The sequence below is a fragment of the Pedobacter sp. B4-66 genome, from assembly GCF_018492665.1.
Taxonomy (GTDB): domain Bacteria; phylum Bacteroidota; class Bacteroidia; order Sphingobacteriales; family Sphingobacteriaceae; genus Pedobacter.
Map to the genome: position 1 here is coordinate 22,906 of NZ_JAFVME010000006.1, position 18,410 is coordinate 41,315.

13 protein-coding genes are annotated in these 18,410 nt (G+C 36.7%); 4 read left to right on the forward strand and 9 right to left on the reverse strand.

Going from position 1 to position 18,410, the window contains the following annotated elements; genetic code table 11:
- The first annotated feature begins 4 nt into the window (after positions 1–4).
- From J1905_RS11875 to J1905_RS11885, 3 genes are all read left to right on the forward strand, one after another.
- On the forward strand, positions 5–1,042 hold the full coding sequence (locus J1905_RS11875) for a HesA/MoeB/ThiF family protein (protein WP_214227464.1): 1,038 nt from the start codon (positions 5–7) through the stop codon (positions 1,040–1,042).
- Between the two features lie 106 nt (positions 1,043–1,148).
- Complete coding sequence (locus tag J1905_RS11880) at positions 1,149–1,478, forward strand: hypothetical protein (RefSeq protein WP_214227465.1); 330 nt, start codon at positions 1,149–1,151, stop codon at positions 1,476–1,478.
- Positions 1,479–1,548: 70 nt separating this feature from the next.
- Positions 1,549–2,394, forward strand: coding sequence for a CvfB family protein (locus tag J1905_RS11885; RefSeq protein WP_214227466.1), 846 nt, complete (start codon positions 1,549–1,551; stop codon positions 2,392–2,394).
- A gap of 57 nt (positions 2,395–2,451) precedes the next feature.
- Here J1905_RS11885 and J1905_RS11890 read toward each other — a convergent pair whose 3' ends face one another.
- The 7 genes from J1905_RS11890 to J1905_RS11920 all read right to left on the reverse strand — a co-directional run bounded on the left by J1905_RS11890 (position 2,452) and on the right by J1905_RS11920 (position 15,717).
- Positions 2,452–5,040, reverse strand: a complete 2,589-nt coding sequence (locus tag J1905_RS11890) for a BamA/TamA family outer membrane protein (protein ID WP_214227467.1) — start codon at positions 5,038–5,040, stop codon at positions 2,452–2,454.
- A gap of 1 nt (position 5,041) precedes the next feature.
- A complete protein-coding gene (locus J1905_RS11895) occupies positions 5,042–7,405 on the reverse strand; it encodes a GAF domain-containing protein (protein WP_214227468.1) in 2,364 nt (787 codons plus the stop codon).
- A gap of 141 nt (positions 7,406–7,546) precedes the next feature.
- Positions 7,547–8,425, reverse strand: coding sequence for an SdiA-regulated domain-containing protein (locus tag J1905_RS11900; RefSeq protein WP_214227469.1), 879 nt, complete (start codon positions 8,423–8,425; stop codon positions 7,547–7,549).
- A gap of 13 nt (positions 8,426–8,438) precedes the next feature.
- Positions 8,439–10,406 carry a polyphosphate kinase 1 gene (ppk1, locus tag J1905_RS11905; protein WP_214227470.1) on the reverse strand — a complete coding sequence of 656 codons (1,968 nt, stop codon included), beginning with the start codon at positions 10,404–10,406 and terminating at the stop codon, positions 8,439–8,441.
- A gap of 7 nt (positions 10,407–10,413) precedes the next feature.
- Positions 10,414–11,625, reverse strand: a complete 1,212-nt coding sequence (locus tag J1905_RS11910) for a Pycsar system effector family protein (RefSeq protein ID WP_214227471.1) — start codon at positions 11,623–11,625, stop codon at positions 10,414–10,416.
- Between the two features lie 53 nt (positions 11,626–11,678).
- A complete protein-coding gene (locus J1905_RS11915) occupies positions 11,679–12,779 on the reverse strand; it encodes a glycoside hydrolase family 183 protein (RefSeq protein ID WP_214227472.1) in 1,101 nt (366 codons plus the stop codon).
- 7 nt (positions 12,780–12,786) lie between these two features.
- Positions 12,787–15,717: a DEAD/DEAH box helicase gene (locus tag J1905_RS11920; RefSeq protein WP_214227473.1), complete on the reverse strand. Its 2,931-nt coding sequence runs from the start codon at positions 15,715–15,717 to the stop codon at positions 12,787–12,789.
- Between the two features lie 114 nt (positions 15,718–15,831).
- On the opposite strand from J1905_RS11920, the gene J1905_RS11925 reads away from it, so the two are divergent.
- Entirely contained in the window at positions 15,832–16,830 is a 999-nt protein-coding gene (locus tag J1905_RS11925; RefSeq protein WP_214227474.1) for an alpha/beta hydrolase, read from the forward strand.
- Here the strand turns inward: J1905_RS11925 and J1905_RS11930 are convergent.
- Both J1905_RS11930 and J1905_RS11935 read right to left on the reverse strand, forming a co-directional pair.
- Positions 16,827–17,690: an NAD(P)-dependent oxidoreductase gene (locus tag J1905_RS11930; protein ID WP_214227475.1), complete on the reverse strand. Its 864-nt coding sequence runs from the start codon at positions 17,688–17,690 to the stop codon at positions 16,827–16,829. The two genes, J1905_RS11925 and J1905_RS11930, sit on opposite strands and share 4 nt — an antisense overlap.
- A 14-nt stretch (positions 17,691–17,704) precedes the next feature.
- Positions 17,705–18,343, reverse strand: a complete 639-nt coding sequence (locus J1905_RS11935; protein ID WP_214227476.1) for a 3-keto-disaccharide hydrolase — start codon at positions 18,341–18,343, stop codon at positions 17,705–17,707.
- Positions 18,344–18,410: the final 67 nt, after the last annotated feature.

The window sequence follows — 18,410 nt, forward strand, 5'->3', positions numbered from 1 at the left end:
GGCTATGGATAGCGCTGAACTAAAGAGATATAACAGACAAATACTACTACCGGAACTGAGCGTAGAAGGTCAGCAAAAGCTAAAAGCGGCTAAAATATTGGTTATTGGGGCTGGTGGCTTAGGTTCTCCAGTCTTACTTTATCTTGCCGCAGCAGGAATAGGAAAAATTGGTGTTGTTGATCATGATACGGTTGATGAGAGTAACTTACACAGGCAAATTCTGTTCAACAGTACTGATGTAGGTAAAAGTAAAGCCGATACCTCGGTAAGCAAGCTGAAATTACTTAATCCGCATGTTAGTTTCCTTTCTTATCCTTTTAAAATTGACTCAGCTAATGCCAATTCATTAGTTCAGGAGTATGATTTAGTTGTAGATGGCTCCGACAATTTCCCTACCCGTTACCTGGTTAATGACACCTGTGTTGCTTTAAACAAGCCACTGGTATTTGGTTCTATATTTAAGTTTGAAGGTCAGGTATCTGTGTTTAATTACAATGGAGGTGGCGATTATAGGTCGTTGTTTCCTGAGCCTCCCCCTGCCGATGAGGTCCCAAACTGTGATGAAGGCGGCGTAATTGGCACTTTGCCTGGCATAATAGGCAGCTATATGGCTAATGAAACCATTAAATTAATTTGTGGGTTTGGCGAAGTGCTATCTGGTAAATTACTTATTATTAATGCGCTGGATAATTCTTCCCTAATTCTTAATATAAGTAAAAAGGAGAAATTGGTTAAACCAGAATCCCAATCTGTTTCGGATAAAAACGCCATAAATGACTATGAGGAAATAACTCCAGAAGCATTTGAAGAATTAAAAGAGTCTTTGTTTTTAATTGATGTGAGGGAGGATTTTGAGTATGAGGAATACAACATAGGTGGATCTAATTTCCCATTGTACGAACTCAACGACCACCTTCACACCATCCCTACGGATAAGAAAATTGTGCTTTGCTGTACAAGCGGTTTAAGAAGTAGGATTGCTTATAACCTGCTAAAAGAAAAAACAGATGCTCAGATGTATATCCTAAGCCTCAATAGATAAGCTAAAATTTCTTTCAATATTTTAACCACTATATATCCTTTTCTATATAGACTTGCAGTGTAGATCTACAATCTTAAATAACTCATAAAAAACCTCAAAAATTTAGATGAAAAAACAGATTGTAAACAAAAACGGTATAAGTAAAAAAACTGAAGGCAGTACTACAGGCAAAAAAAAGCCGGGGAAAAAGGTTATAGACAAGGGCGGGGAAAAGAAATTCAAAATTCAGGAACTAATGAATAACCTAACTCATAGTGGCTATAAGTCTATGAGAAGGGAATTACCTAAGCTAATTGGCAAGTGTATAAACACATTAGACAACTATAGCAACATACCAATTGACTCAAAAGAGGACATTCCTTATCATGCTGCGCTCACGATTGAAAAGTATTTTTGCATTGAGGCAGGCTCTCTTAGCAATTTACCCACTCAGTAATGTTACCTTTGCAATTCATAAAGAAATACAGTCATTTCTGGCTTATCAGAAATGACTCAACATAGTGACCATGATAGCAATAGGACAATACAACGATTTAAGAATAATAACTAAAACAGAAGCAGGACTTATTTTAACCGAAGGGGAGAAAGAAGTATTACTTCCTTATAATGATGTTCCAAAGAATGCCGAAATCGGGGATAACATAACCGTGTTCGTTTATGTCCACAAAGATGGCAGATTAATGGGTACTACAAAAAAACCTTTGGCATGTGTTGGCGACTTTGCTTATTTAACTGTTGTTGATGACAGTGAAGATGGGGCTTTTATGGATCTGGGCCTTGATAAGGATATTTATGTTCCTAAAAGAGAACAAAAACGTCCAATGTTTAAAGGAGATCGCCATGTAGTTTATGTTTTTCTTGACGAAAGTAATGACCGTATGGTTGCTTCTTCCAGATTAACCAACTTTGTTGAAGAGGAAGACATAGATTTAGAAGAGGGTGATGAAGTGAGTCTACTTATTGTAGATCGTTCTGATCTTGGGTACAATGCCATCGTTGACAACAAATATATTGGGCTATTATATACCAACGAGTTGTTTGATGTGCTTAATCCAGGTGAAGTTAGAAAGGGTTGGATTAAAAAAATCCGTGTTGGTGGTAAGATTGATTTAAGTCTGCAACCAATGGGTTATGGCCATATCCTTGATACAAAAGATAGCGTATTGGAAGATTTAAAAGAGAGCGGTGGGGTAATCCCTCTAGGTGATAAAAGCTCTCCTGAAGAAATATATGCAAGATTTAAGATTAGCAAGAACGCATTTAAGAAGGTAATTGGGGGATTATATAAAGATCGCCTGATTACCGTTTCTGATCACGAAATAAAGATTTTGGTTGATCACGAAGCAGAGTAAATAAGAAGGCCCTTTTCATCAATATGGTAAAGGGCCTTTCTATTTACAGTCAAACTTCTAAAAGTTAAATCCTATTGAAAAATACGGCATTGTTGCTTCCCTAGAGAATCCCACTGTCGCCTGTATCAAAATTACCTCACCCGGAATCACATACAATCCACCACCATAACCATGGTGCCATCTTGAAGATGATTCTCCTTTTTCCCATACCCTACCTACATCATTAAAACCGATCATCCCAACAGTTCCGGGAACCAGATAGGAAGTGAAATTAAACAGCTTCAACCTCATATCAAGGTTATGGTAAGCCATTGTAGTCCCGGTAAATCTTTTACTGTTAAAACCTCTTAAACTATTAACGCCGCCAATCTGCATGTGCTGAAAGAAAGCCGGAGCACCGATAACAGTACCTCCTCCTATCCTATTTGCGAATACCAATCCTGATTTTCCGGGGTTAATATAGAAACGAAATTCAGAAGTTACAGCGCCATACTTATCATTGGTTTTATCAACCCTTTGTTGTGCTGTTAAAGATGTTTTCCAGTATAAACCTTTTTTAGGGTTAGTTATATTATCACGACTATCATAGGTCCATCCTGCTACAAAACCGGCATAGTATTTATCCGAAAAGATCTCTTCTGATGGATTAGCGGCATTGTAGTCAGTAAAGAAGCGCTCTTCATTTCCTGATTCTGTACTGGTATAGAACGAGCCTAACACACCACCTTCTATTCTTAGGTGTTTATTCAACTTTCTGCTTAGCCTTACATCTACATTTAAGTAGTCATAACGATTTCTGTAATAAGAGATTCCATCTTCACGATCTGACTCGTCGTTATCATCATCATGCTCATGGAGATATTGTGTATTATTTCCAATTCCGAAGAAATTACTTAAGTTATTAGGCCCCAGTAAATTTGCATGTACAATTATGTCGTTTTTGCCTACTGCCTTTTTAAAATCACCCAGATAATCCAGGATAAACGATTTCCTTCCGGTTGAATAGTTAGCCCAAAATTCATGTTTTGATGCATATGGGTCTTTTCTAAAACCTTGTTTCTCTATAATGTAGCCCAAACCAATCTGTATTCCCTGATCTATATTATAATTCAGATTAAAAAGAACCCCAGATCTGTCATATAGAAAAGAATTCTTATCAAATTTGTTTACAAGGGTATCTTTTGCAAGACGCATCTTGGCCATAGCGTTATCCGGAAATTGGTTAGACTCATCGGAACGGTCGTAGATGTAAGGCTTATTTGAAACATCTTGTGCTATTTCAAACTTATCAGCATCACCACCTCCTATCATTCTGACTTTGATTTTAGAATTTTCTTTCCCTCTAACAGAAAAGACATCTTCTCCTGCCATAGCGAATAACCTAACCTCTTTAGTTACATTAGGATCGAAAGTTCTTTTATATACCAATCGTCCGTTTTTACCTTCCTTATTGATATTATATACAGTGACCTCTACGTTTCCGTTATCGGCATAATTGACATCAAAGAACTCCTTTTTATCAGAAGTAGGTACATCAACATTTATGGATAAGAACTTATAGTATTGTAAAGCAAGTGTATCCAACTTGTCTCTTCTTGATTTAAAGTGACCAATCAGTTGATTGCCGCTAAGTTTAAATACTGTATCAGGCATCTTTCTGAAGGCAGTATTGATTAGGTCATCAGTTAACCCCTGTTGAATAAACTTAACTGCATCCTTCCAGTCCTGCTCATTAAGCTCATTTAAAAAATACCTATCGAAATACCGCTCATTGAAGTTCCAATGGTTTACATCTCTAATGTTATCACTATAAGGCTGCAAATGAGATTTTAGCCATTGGTGGTTCAATATCCATGGGAATACTCCCGATGTTTTATAAAACACTTTATCTCTATCCCTGGGAACAGGAATATAAGTGGTTTCTCCCTTTTCTTTTTGAGCCAGCCAACGCCAGTTATCTTCGTGTCTGTCCCAATCTCCTAAAACAAAATCAAGGAGTCTGGCCCTTAGTGTTAGCTTCTGATCTGACCTATGGTCATTGTCTTCTTGTATCTTGCGTTGTACTTTGGCTGTATTGTCTGTTTCTTCCTCAAAAGGAGATCTTGGTTCTAACAGATAAGCAGCATTGGCGAATTTCTCTCTGTACTCTCCAAGCCCCTGATCATCTCCCACATAAACAATTTCTGGTTTGGAATGAGGGATTTCTAGTGCATCAGTTAAAGGAGGTACAATCAAAGCTGCAAAAGGATGATTCGTAGATACCTGATCCTGGGCAATATCCTTAGCAATGGTTGGTCTTAAGCTTTCAGGCAAGCCTTGTTCAGGATATTTCTGTATAGTCCTTAAAACATACTCTCTGCCAGTTGGATCTACTAACCGCAAGGAACGGGTTTGCATACCACCACCGAGTTTAACGATTTTTAATCCACCCTTTTCTTTCTGAAGGTCAATAATCCGAATTTTTACAGGCGTTGCCCATATCTGGCGATAGCTTTCGCCAAGCCAAAACCTATGAAAGCTGCTTACGCTATTGTACTCAGGTGCTATTGCAACTGTAATTGAATCTGCAGGTTTCTGCACCTGAGCTATCACGGGGATAGACAAGGTGACTAACACAGCACTTACGAGTTTCTTTAGAGGGCGCATATTAGTTGATGATTCTTTTTAAGGTTACTCCTACCCTCAGGGCCTTTAATCCCTCTACACCTTGTAATTCTTCTATTTCTAAATGCTCAACATCGTTATTCAATAAACCACGATTTTGAAGTTTTTTAATATATCCCAGGTATTCTCTTGACTCGGAGCTGTTAAAATACACTATAGCAATCTTACCTGGTTGTGTTAACCTTTCGGAGGTATCTTTAATATGAGCCTTGTCAATTCGTTTTTTAACCATCTGATAGCGAATATTATAACTACCCTCTACATCAAATCTTTGTTCATCTATTCTAAAGCTCACATCAATAGGCTTATCATAAACAAAAATAAGCTGTGTCGTTTCCAGTGGTAATGAGAAATATGGTCCTAAATTACTTGTCGTTTGAGCAATCTCCGCCAGTACACTCAACTGTTTTAATCTGAATGTATTCAGTAAATCTTCAGGCATTGGGATTTTAGGTGCTATAGATTGTCCTACATAAATATCGAACTCTACACCATCTGTTCTGAACTTTTCGAAATAGCTTGGATAAACATTCTGAATTTCTGCATTAAACTCATCAAGATGACGTGTTACTGCCACATTTATCATTTGCATACTTTTCTCGTAACGTTCTCTGTTTTCAAAAACCTTCCCGTTTATACCTGTGAGCGTAAAATATTTATCTATTATGCTTTTTATTTCAGGATAGTTATCCCGTAAATGATTTAGGGAAGCTGGTATTTGTCGCTGTAAATAATCTTCTGTCTTTAAGATTTCACGATCAGAAAGCTCATCCAGATCTTTGTATTTCCAAATTGCTGCCTCATAAGGTATTTCACTTTTCTTACAAGCTGAAACTGTATTTCTGATGGCTGTAAGCGTTTCTTCAAGGATTTCAAAATGAACATACAGATCTTTCCTTATTGCCGAATTACGCTGTATACTTGAGTTTCTAATATCTACAGCCCCATAAAAAGGAAATACATTTCTAAAGAAAATAGGCTCAATTGGTAAATTTCTATCTCTGGCACCTGATTGTACATAATTAAATGCTGCCTCATGGAAGCGCCATTGAACTGAAGGCTGTAGTGCGGTAAACTTATCCGTAATTACATCCTGAATCTCATTATTAAAATCTATAATGATGTTATGGAATAACTGCGCTAACAGAGGAAAAGAAGCTTCTATTTTAGTAAGTGTGTTTCCATTAAATTTACTTGAGTCCTTTGTATATAGCTCCAGTGCCCCTACAAGTTTTCCATTATAATATAACGGGAACAAAGCATACGATTTGATCCCTACCTCATCTAACAAAGAAAGCATAGGATAAACTTCATGCTCTTCGTCGGTTATATCTGGAAAAATAAGCGTACGCGGATTATCAAGATAATCTTGAATTAGATGCAAATACTCAACATCATCCTTTTCCCTTGCCAACTGTACTACTTTACTCTGAAAACCTGATTGTTCATTAATCAGCAGTTTCTTATTGAGTTTAAGGTATGGAACCATACCGAAATTTATCTCATCAGATCCAACAAGCGTTTTTAAAGCCGTTGCAATATCTCTGCTGTGTTGTCCATTTTGAGATTCATTATGCTCTATAACCAGATTTTTAACGGTTTCCAAAGCATATTCAGCGGTAACATCCGTTAAAGTCACAATAGATATACCCTCAATACTAAAAATATCGGGTGGTATTATCTTGGTCAATATCTTTAATGAGTTCCGTTCATCCTTAATATAGTCTTTAACGTCCTTTAAATTATATTCTGGTAGTTTAGTTTTTGCCTTGATATCCAAAAACCGAGTATCCACATTTAAGCGGTAATACTTGAGTAAATGAGTTTTAGGATCTATAATAGACTTTACCGTAAACTTGTTGTTGCTTATAGAGAAGTTGTAAAACTTCTCCAGAATAAGATTATAAAAGGTTGATAGCAGACTTTTGTCCATCTCCTTTTTGGAAGGTAAACTCAGATCTGATTTTAAACTGCACATGGATGGCTCCATAAATACACTATAAAATGCATCTGTACCATAATGAAAACACGGAGAAATAGGTGTACCTAGCGCCCAAAATTGTTGACCTTCATCATTAATAATAGGCGACAACGAGGTGTAAATTAATTCAAAAAGCGCAGAGTACTTCTTGGCATCCTCAGGAGCTATTGGATTTCTGAGCTCCGGATAATGATTAAATTGTTCCAGAATATATTTGTAGAAATTAATCTTGGCAGTTTTTTCCTCAATCGCTCTTCTTTGAACATATTCAATAAACGGGTTTAAGGACAATTTAATATCTGCACCTATCGGATGTCTTCCTGGTTCCTTTACTGTTTGATTTAGATTTAGCGTTACTGATTGCATTGATATATTTGTTACAGCGCCTTAATAACAACATTAAAACCCTGAAATAAATTCTTTAATAAAAATAAAAAACCTGTTCAAAGGTAGCACCTGTATTTACTAAATAAGTAAAACGAGGGTAATTATTTAACCGCCATTTTACTACTCATTGGTTGGTGTATACTTAAACTTGATAATATTGCCATCCGTTAGCTCGTCTCCTTCGTTAGATATATATAGATTCAGGTCCTTATCAAATGCAATCCCTTCAGGCTGATTAAAGATAGATGAACTTAAATGGTGTGCCTCTTTTACATTCCACTTATCATCGGTTATGACCAGCAGTTTGCTTACCGATGAGATTATATACCACTCATTAGTTTTAGGGTTTTTAGCCATTGCCGAAGCCCTCAGGTCATTCTTGAATTTAGGATAAACTGCTTTAAGTTGTTTTAAATCAATCTTAAAGCTATCCAAAGGGATTAAACTATCCAGAGCTGGTTTGTAATCGAGTACGTATCCAGATACTTTTTTCGTCTTTTTATCAATCGGACAGTTTTTACACAAGATATATAGTCTGCTGGTAGCAGCATCTGCATACAAGCTTTCATATTCCGCCTTGGGCACCAAATGCTTCGTCTCCTTTACAAGATCAGCTTTTTCCTTAACTGTTTCCGAAAAAGGAAAGGAATAAAGGGCACCGCTACTTTTAAGAATAAATACCCTATCATGAAATATACTAAGATCCTCATAATCTCCTCTGGGACCAAACTTGGTATTCTCTTGATCTTTTACGTCCCATTTTTGTCTAAACACCTTACCTTCTTCATCCTGAATGCTGTAAATAGTATCGCTATTACTATCATGAAAGGTAATACCTGATATTTCAAGCAAACTTGAAGGCATATTGAATTTATCGGGTTTGGTTAGATCGTAACCTTTAGGACTGGTGTATTTTCCCAGTGGATTTTTACAGGCATAAGCTCCAAAAAGAGCGAACAAAATAACAATACAGAAACATTTAGAGTAGATTCGCTTCATAAGCAATTTGATTTTATATTGTACTGGTATCTTTCAAAAATTTGTAAATAGATTCCTGAGCATTCTCTTGTAACTGTAAGTTAACTATTTTCATTATAATTTCCTTCAATTTCGCATCATACAATGGGAAACAGACTTCAATTCGACTATAAATATTACGGTTCATCCAATCTGCAGAGCCCATGAAGATTTCCTTGTTCCCACTATTCTCAAAAATGAATATTCTTCCGTGCTCAAGATAACGGTCGACAATCCGGGTAACGGTAATGTTTTCGCTTAATCCGGGTTGTCCGGGTATTAAACAACAGATTCCTCTTACAATAAGCTGTATTTTAACTCCTGCTTGAGATGCTTCATAAAGTTTAGCTATTAGGATCTTCTCTTCGAGGTTATTTAACTTTATAGTAATTCCACTGGCTATCCCCTCTTTGGCATTGTCAATTTCTCTTTGTATAAGGCAAAGAAATCTATGCTGCAAATTAAACTGGGCTACTAGTAAATGTATAAAATCAATCTGATCCTCTAATGAAGGTGCTTTCTTACTTTTACTCAAAAAACCAAATAAAGCTTCTAGTTCTTTAAGTATCGGCTGATGGGAGGTAAGCAGAATTTGATCTGTATAAAATCTTGCCGTTGATTCATTTAAATTTCCAGTTGCCATCAAGCCAATAAACTCTTCCTGCCCACTAATAACCCGCTTTGCAAGAGCAACTTTAGCATGTACCTTTAAATCAATACTACTGTACACAATCTTTACTCCTGCAGCTTTCATTTGCTTAGCCCACTTAATGTTATTAGCCTCATCAAATCTTGCTTTTAACTCAACCAAAGCTGTTACTTTCTTGCCATTTCTTGCTGCAGTCATTAGTGCACTTACAATCCTTGAATTGTTTGCAACCCGATAAAGTGTAGTATATATCTCTTCTACATATACATCGTTTGCAGCCTCATTAAAAAACCTAAGTATTGGGTCATAGCTTTGGTAGGGAACATTTATAAGTAAGTCTTGCTTTAAAATAAGATTAAACAACGTATTCTTTTCAGAAATCGGAATGGATGATAATGATGGCCATTTGGGGTAACTAAACTCTTTGCCAGTTAATGGAAAACTATTTAGGTCCTTTAGATTATGGTATCGTCCGCCTTCAACAACGGAAGCCTTACCCAGTTTCAGTGAATAGATCAGGCGATATAAATTCCTTAAAGGAATACCAGGTTCAATTAGGAAACGCGTTGCAAAACCAAAATCACGTGTCTCCAGTTGACGTTCCAAAACAGTTGTAATATCCTCTTCAGATCCATTGTCAATTTTCAATTCCGCATCGCGGGTTACTTTAAGATTGAATACCCCCGTTATACTATCATTTGGAAATAGATATGATAGATTGTGCTTTATAATGTCTTCCAGAAATACAACATACTTATTTCCATCATGACCCAATGAGTACAGACGCTGTAAACTCTCTGAAGGAATGTTGATTAATTCAAGCCTCTCAGCGCCAACTTTATCCTTCAGTATTACCAACTGATATAGTTTATTGTTTTCCGCAAAAAAATCAGTTAGGTCTTTATCGATACAAACAGAATAAATATAGGCTAGCACTTCGTTAAAGAACAGGTTTACAACCTGATCTGTTATTTGCGGAGGAATAGGTTTGTTATAGACCCAATGAATGTCCTGTTTAGCCAGCTGAGGTAGTATTTGGCTCGCAATGATTGCTCCAAATTGCTCTTGTTGTCTATTAATTTCTGCTTTAGCAAGGGCATAGTTACCTGGTACGTCAATATCTTGTATATGCTCATCAACAGCCATTAATACCGGCATCCTCACTCTATAAAACTCATCCAGATTAGAAGAATATATAGAGAGGAACTTAATTCTTTCCAGAATCGGGACGGTATCTTTTGATGCTTCCAGAAGCACTCTTTCATTAAACCCAAGCCAGCTTAGATCCCTGTTAAAAAAAACCGTTTCAGCCATAAGGTGATTACATTGTTACCAGTGCAGACGCAACAATAAAGGCCAATACAGCGGCTATAATACCAAACATAAAAACACTGTATGCAATTCTTAGCAACCTGTATTTTCGGCCTAAAACTACGCCTTGAGCGTATACGTCTTTTATCAAACTGCCATATAAGAAATCACGATCGTCCATCATTTTAATCATGCCACTTTCGTAATCCGGCAAGCTCATGCGATAGAAATTCCCAAAGAACAGCAGATTAACTCGTTTCTCCTTAATATCATCAGGCGTAAATATCCCAGTCGGGATTGAAGGTCTTGTTGCAAGAATAGAAAACACCATAGTAACCACGCAAATAATAAGCAGTAGTAAGGTTGGGATAATCAAATGAGGGTTGTCTTCGAGCTTACGCAAAAGCACACTCAAAATAACAGAAAGGATAATAGAATTTGTAGATATCATAATATGAGCCTTATTATCAGCCATATCACTTAAACGCTGGTGGTTGGTGGAGGTTATCCTAAACATAGTTTCAATACCACGACTCGGCTTATCACCCTTATTCTTCTTACTCTCTTTTGGCTCATTCTCTTTTGAAAGGTCAATTTTAGAAATTCCGGTTGTATCCACGTTTTGTTCTGTAATGAGTTTATGTTCCAGTTCTGCCAGATTCTGTGCCTTTTTTGAATTAAGCAATTGCTGACAAAACTCTGTATGATAATGATGTGCTTTAAATAATGCTATTGTTTTGATTCTCCAGTCTGCCTTATCAATTTTATGTTTTATAAATGCTTCAGCTTCTTTACGCATTAGTCGATTCCGCTCCTTAAAACTATCGCTTCCCAGATGAAAAAGATCAGCGTCACAAACAATCTCCTGTAATAACCCTACAGGCGATTGAGGCATTTTAGTGGCCATAATACAACCTTTTACTTGCTCTATTATATCGGGAGTAACACCTTTATCCGATAAAAAATCGTTGGCTAAACTCGTTCCTTTCATTTCATGCTGACTGCAATCAAACAAGTACCCCATATCATGAAACCAACTTGACGCAACAACAATAAAAAAATCCTGATCCGATAACTGGTAATGATTAGCAATCCTAACTACGTTTTCTACAACCTGTTCGGTATGGTGTAAATTATGATAAGTGAACCTTTCGTCTTCGTGAGACTGAAACAAGCTTGCAACATGCGCTCTAAGCAGATCTAATAATTCCCGGTATTGCATTTTTCAGTAGTTAGTAGGTACGGTATTTATTGTATAAATATGGGGGTTTAAATTTAATCTGCAAACTTTAATCTTGCCTTCATCAAAAATACATTATAAGGTTTCCACATCGACATCAGAAAATACAATTCATCGCTATTCTCACTTGCAGGATGCATAAATGCACCATATAAACCTGGATACTCAGTTGCTTTTGCCAATGTTTTCTCAGTACTCCATGGCCCATTAATGTTCTCTGTATCTCTTAATACAATCTCCGCTTTCTTTTCATTTAAATAGGTAATTACCCAACGCTTAAATTTTTTATTAAAAGCCAGAGAGAGCTCACCTAAGGGTGCATCTATTATTACATCAGCACTATTTTCTTCATTTTTAACCCAACCTCTAGTATTATTCCAATATTCATATTCTTGCTGTTTTAAAATATCGGCTTCTTTGAAACGTGCTAGATGAGCAGAGCCCCAGCGTCCGGGAACAGTGCCGATCATGTACACAAAACCATCCTTTTTAGCATAGGTAACTTGCGCAAAGTTACTTAGGGCGCCAAAACCCACCTCAGTACATTTAACCCAATTCTGCCCATTATCTGTTGATTTGTACAAACCCGAATAATTTGTCGTCCAACTCCCAATACCACCCCATTTCCTTACATCCATATAATGAACATAATCTGCACCAGCTGCATGTATTGCGGCAGTTGGAATAGTGGTATGGCTACCAGTTCCATCAATAATATGTGGACTTGGAACAATTTGATGTGATACCATCCCATCAAAGGTCAATCCGTCCTTTAAATTTTTATCCGTAGATAAGCCCAGTACGTTTGAACGCCAATCACCAGCATTACCTGGCCCACCTTCATTTACTACTTTAAAGTCGGTACCATAAGTATCTCCAAAAAAGAAGCCTACTTTTCCATTCCTCATTTTCCAGGCTATCCCTAAATCTGTCCCTCCAACATTATAAAGCTCATTAGTTCTATTTGGATTCGGCAAAGTTTCTCCCGAAATGCTTTTACCTGTTACTCTGGATATGCGTTCCAAATTAAATGGGACAATATCTCTTTTTGCTGCTATAAACGCATAAAATGATACCGACAGCAAGCTTCCTGCTGCAATCAATATCCCGCTTCTGATGTACTTATTTTTTAACATATATCTTTTAACCCAATAATCCTAACAAATCCTTTTTCGTTAGCGTCTTAAATATCGACTCTTCAGTTTTGATCAGCTCTGTAGCCAAATCCTTTTTAGTGTCCTGCATCTTCATAATCTTTTCTTCAATGGTATCAGGACAAATCAACCTTACTGCAACAACATTTTTTTGTTGTCCTATCCTGTAACTCCTATCTATTGCCTGATTTTCAACAGCCGGATTCCACCAGGGATCTATAATATAAACGTAATCGGCCTGAGTTAAATTCAACCCCGTCCCTCCAGCTTTTAAACTGATTAGAAAGACTCTGATATTTGGGTTATCCTGAAAAGATCCTACTACGGACTGTCTATTCCTGGTCTGACCAGTTAAATATTCAAACCCAATATTCCTATCAATAAGCTCTTGCTTTACTAGATCAAGCATGGTAACAAACTGAGAGAACACAAGGATCTTATGATTAGGAGATTTATTTTCGATCTGTTCAATCAATACTTCTAGTTTCGATGACGTATTTCCATGCTTGCCTTCTTTTAAAATAGCGGGCGAGTTACAGATCTGTCTTAATTTCGTAATCCCCTGTAAAACATGCATACTGCTCTTGGCCAGTTCATCATCAGATCTACCTAACAAGTAGTCACGAATTTCCTCCTTGTTAGCCTCGTAAATATCGCGTTGCTCTAACCCCATTTCACAGTAGATAACCATTTCTGTTTTATCAGGCAACTCTTTAGCCACTTGCTCTTTTGTTCTTCTTAAAATAAATGGATTGATCTTTTTCTTTAAATCAAGAGCACTTCTGGTATCCTTAAACTGATCTATAGGTACCGAATAGAGCCTTTTAAACTGCTGTTTCGTTCCTAATAAACCAGGGCAGGCAAAGGACAATTGCCCATATAAGTCAAATGTATTATTCTCTATTGGAGTACCGGTAAGAACAACTTTATTTCGAGATCTCAACAAACGAACAGCCTTATAACGCTGTGATTCCGGGTTTTTAATTGTTTGCGATTCATCCAGAAAAATATAATTAAACCTATATTCTTTAAGGAATCTTATATCGGCTAATAATGTTCCGTACGAAGTTAAAATAACTTCATAATTATCAAAATCATGGACTACTTTAGCCCTATCCGAGCCATACACCGTCCTGATCTTTATGGATGGGGCAAACTTTTCTACCTCCTGTTGCCAGTTGAAAATAAGTGAAGCGGGCACTACAATCAAATTGGTATTATGATGTCCTTTTTCTCTTTGTGAAAGAATAAATGCCAACACCTGGATTGTTTTACCTAAACCCATATCATCTGCCAGACAAGCGCCAAAGTTAAAACCATCCAAAAAGTTTAACCAATTTAAACCCTCTCTTTGGTATCCACGCAGTGTGGCGTTAAGTCCGGCAGGAACAGATACTTCTTTAATAGACTCAAAATTAGATAACTTAGAACGATAAAGCTTCATTTCATCTTTAACTACTTCATCTAGTTGCTCCAACTCATAAAGCTCATCAACCGAAGCGTAATTGATTTTTGAAGTCCTTATCGTTTCTTCCACAACCTCTCCTGCACTAAAATAACCTGTGAATTTCTCAATCCATTCATCAGGCAATATGCCAAGTGTTCCATCATCCAACTGAACAAATTTACTTTTGTTACGAATTGAGCGATGCAGGTGTTTTAGAGAAACCGCTTGTTTATCAAATTTAACTTTTACAGAGGTTTCAAACCAGTCTATTCCACTAATCACATTAATGGAAATATTGGCCTTATATGGATTCAAATTATTGTTTTTTAGCTCGTTAAAACCAAGAATGGTAATCCCTTTATTTCGCCAGGCTTCAAAAGCATCCAAAAACCAATTGTTCTCAATAAATCTCCTTTTATGTAGGTAAAAACAATCCGCATGCGCCTTTTCAGGTAACTCTTGCACTTGTTCCTCAAAGAATGGATGTTCTCTTGAAATATTGGATATGAATTGAAATTCTATATCCTCATCCCTATTTAATGTAAATATATTTCCTCTTTTATCCTTTGCCTTGATTTGCTTTCTGGAAAGAATTGGGATTTCCAGACTACCATATCTAATCACCGGAGTAACCAGTACAAAATCCTCTGATTCAGATAAATAAATGATCTGTTCATTATCAAGATCAAATCCCTTTTCTTCTATCTGCTTTTTAGTGGCAGGTTTTAAATAAGAGTAATTGATCTTAATTTTATCCTCTAGCTTGGAAAGTATGTTTTCCTGAAACAATTCAAATTCCAGTTTATGTACAACTATAATATCATTATGCTGTTTAAAAAAGGCCAATACACTCAAAAAATAAGGGTTATTGATCAGATAAAGTATATTGCCCAGCTGAATAAAATAATGATACCTCACTTTCAGCATATCCAAGGCAAAAGGCTTATTTTCTAGCATCAATCTTGCAGATATCTCAAAAAAGTCTCCCTTTTCATCAACAGTCAAAGTCAAATCAACCTTTAATACCTTTAGCTGTCCTGGCACTATAGAGGTTGCCGTTATATTAGTAGAAACCTTATCATCATGAAGATAGATATCTAACCCTAGTGGGTTTTTAGCCAATGCTTTGAGCCCTTCCAAATCAGATTCTGATTTACCTGCATCATAGTTGTTTCTAAACTTAGAAATACCTGTATAAAACTTCAGTTCCTCCTGACTTTCTGTTTTCCAGATCATGTCAGTAGGGTCGATAAAGGTTAATGGATTTTTAGGTTTACCACTTACTGTAACTTCAGCTTCAGCAAGTTCTATTACTAAATGCCTGTAAAAACGATGCTGACTAAAGATCAGTATCATCTTAGTATTTCCTTTTGATTCAGATACAGACAATTTAACACTCTGCGAAGCATTTAGAATCGGCTTCAGAGTCGAGAAGTCAAAATTTTCCGGGTTGTATCCTTCTTTTTCAGTCATTCAGTATGGTAATAGCAATGCGCTAAAGATAATAATATTAAGGGTGCTACCCCATTAAATGAATAGATTCTGTACCTAAAAAAATTTATCTTTATAACCAACAACGCTTTAAACATGAAGAAAATATTAATAAGAATTTGCTTTGGCCTAGTGGCAATAGCAGTCTTAGTCTTTCTGGCTTTTAAATTCACCCCTTGGCCATCTGCACTCTTAATACGATATACTTTTGAGAAAGAAGCTGTTGTGGTAAATGAAGCATTAAGTAAACATGTACCTCCAGGCATAAATTCATTAATTGACCAGCAATATGATGTAACTGATAAGGATGCAAAACTAGATGTGTACTATCCATCAGCTACTCAAAATTCTTCGAAGAAATTACCCGTAGTTGTATGGGTTCACGGTGGCGGATGGATTTCCGGCAATAAAGGACATATCCGTAATTACTGTAAAATATTAGCTTCAAAAGGATATGTTGCTGTTTCTATTGACTATTCTATTGCTCCAGAAAAGAAGTACCCAACACCTGTTATACAAACCAATGCATCACTTACCTATTTATTAAACAATGCGGAGAAACTGCATATAGACCCCAACCACTTCATACTTGCAGGCGACTCTGGTGGCGCCCATATTGTTTCGCAATTGGCAAATGTAATTACAGATTCCAATTATGCTCATTCAATGGAAATAACCCCTTCAATCGGTAAAGACCAACTTTCAGGGCTATTATTATATTGTGGACCATACGACGCACAAAGCATTAATCAAAATGGAAGTTTCGGAATGTTTATCAAAACGGTATTATGGTCTTACAGTGGCCAAAAGGATTTTCTTGCTTCTGAAAAATTCAAACTTGCCTCAGTTATAGATTATGTTACTTCGGGCTTTCCTCCCAGCTTTATTTCAGCGGGGAATGACGATCCTTTACTTCCACAATCTCAGGCTCTTGCGAGTAAACTTGAAAGCTTAAATGTAAAAGTCGACACGCTATTCTTTAAACCTAATTACAATCCTAAATTACCACACGAATATCAATTCAATTTAGATAACAATGCTGGCAAATTAGCACTTAAACGATCTGTAGAATTTCTACAAAGTGTTACCAATTAAACTTTCTCCAAATGTTTAATAACAGCCATAAGGTCCTGATCGCCCAGGCCACTCTCATTCATCGCCGCACTAAAAGTATTCAAAAGTGGTGCGGACAGCGGAGAAGAAAGACCTGCTTCTTTTGCAAGTTTCAGATCTTTAACAATGTACTTTAAAGCAAAAGCTACAGGGTAACTGTCGTTAATAACAGAAGGGGTTTTAAGTCTGATGATTCCGTTTCCACAGGCACCCTCATTAATAATGGCTAACATGTTTTCTTTACTAATACCATTCTGCTCAGCAAAAAGAACAGTTTCAGCCAAAGCCTGTATATTAATGCCCAATAGGTAATTGATAGCTAGCTTTGCAGAACTGCCTGCGCCTGCACCTCCTAAATACAAGGAAAGCTTTCCAAGCACATCAAAAAGAGACTTGGCCTTTTCATAGCTTTCCGTAGTTCCACCAACCAGTATAATCAATGTTCCATCCTGAGCCGGTTTTACACTTCCAGAAACAGGTGCCTCAATAAAATTCATCTTGTGCTTTTCACAAAGGGCAGATAAATATTTTGACGTTTCCGGAGCCACGGTACTCATGTCTATCAGCAACTTTCCAGGGTTCTCTCCAGAAAGCAAACCATTGGTTTCATTGTAAACTTCTTTCACCGCATTATCATCAGATAACATGGTAAATACGATATCACAGCTGTGAACCAACTCTGTAAGATCTTTTACTGATTGTGCACCTGCCTCAATCAGATCCTTTTCTTTATCCTTACTTCTATTAAAAACCCTTACGTCATAGCCAGCTTTGATCAAGTTTGCTGCCATAGCAGTCCCCATATTACCAAGCCCGGCCCAGCCTATCTTCAAATTACTCATATTTTTTTACTTCATTAATTAGGCAATGGCCTAACCATAATATCTTTATAATAGATTACACTACCTGGATCGTGACCTTGTAAAGCAAAGGTACCATCAGATATAGCCCTGCCACCAACATTCTCCTTACCTACATTTTCAGGCTCAGTATATTCAACCACTGTTTTACCATTTATTTTAATGGTAACGTTTTTATCTTTCACCATAATATACTCTTCATACCATTCATTGTCTTTCACGTAAGTTTCCTTAACATCCTGAACTGCATATAAGCTTCCCGTTCTACGCCAATCGCTGTGAGAATTATTTACCTGAACTTCATAACCTTTGCCTGGAAAGCCCTCCTGTTGAAATGCGGTATGGAAGTAAATCCCAGAGTTCGCTCCTGGTTTGGTCATTACCTTAGCTTTAAATTCAAAATTCTTAAATTTATGATCACTTACCACACCATCATAAAATAAATGTGAAACAGGGCCTGCAACTTTTATGGTCCCATTCTCTATACTAAAGGTTTCAGGATTTTGATTCTTCTTCCATCCGTTAAAAGTTTTACCATCAAACAAACTCACCCAACCGTCAGATTTTTGCTGCTTTACGCTAGAGCACGACAACAAAAAAAGAGGAATAGAACAGAGTACAAGGAATTTTTTCATTGTCTTATAATTTTAGATTTAATATAGATTTATTTTTAAAATAAGGTGTCCAAAAAAAGTACTATCG

Coding starts and splice junctions, on each gene's coding strand:
- ppk1 (WP_214227470.1), bottom strand. CDS start 10,406: ATGGCTGAAACGGTTTTTTTTAACAGGGATCTAAGCTGGCTTGGGTTT.
- J1905_RS11920 (WP_214227473.1), bottom strand. CDS start 15,717: ATGACTGAAAAAGAAGGATACAACCCGGAAAATTTTGACTTCTCGACT.
- J1905_RS11910 (WP_214227471.1), bottom strand. CDS start 11,625: ATGCAATACCGGGAATTATTAGATCTGCTTAGAGCGCATGTTGCAAGC.
- J1905_RS11880 (WP_214227465.1), top strand. CDS start 1,149: ATGAAAAAACAGATTGTAAACAAAAACGGTATAAGTAAAAAAACTGAA.
- J1905_RS11875 (WP_214227464.1), top strand. CDS start 5: ATGGATAGCGCTGAACTAAAGAGATATAACAGACAAATACTACTACCG.
- J1905_RS11895 (WP_214227468.1), bottom strand. CDS start 7,405: ATGCAATCAGTAACGCTAAATCTAAATCAAACAGTAAAGGAACCAGGA.
- J1905_RS11930 (WP_214227475.1), bottom strand. CDS start 17,690: ATGAGTAATTTGAAGATAGGCTGGGCCGGGCTTGGTAATATGGGGACT.
- J1905_RS11900 (WP_214227469.1), bottom strand. CDS start 8,425: ATGAAGCGAATCTACTCTAAATGTTTCTGTATTGTTATTTTGTTCGCT.
- J1905_RS11915 (WP_214227472.1), bottom strand. CDS start 12,779: ATGTTAAAAAATAAGTACATCAGAAGCGGGATATTGATTGCAGCAGGA.
- J1905_RS11925 (WP_214227474.1), top strand. CDS start 15,832: ATGAAGAAAATATTAATAAGAATTTGCTTTGGCCTAGTGGCAATAGCA.
- J1905_RS11935 (WP_214227476.1), bottom strand. CDS start 18,343: ATGAAAAAATTCCTTGTACTCTGTTCTATTCCTCTTTTTTTGTTGTCG.
- J1905_RS11890 (WP_214227467.1), bottom strand. CDS start 5,040: ATGCGCCCTCTAAAGAAACTCGTAAGTGCTGTGTTAGTCACCTTGTCT.
- J1905_RS11885 (WP_214227466.1), top strand. CDS start 1,549: ATGATAGCAATAGGACAATACAACGATTTAAGAATAATAACTAAAACA.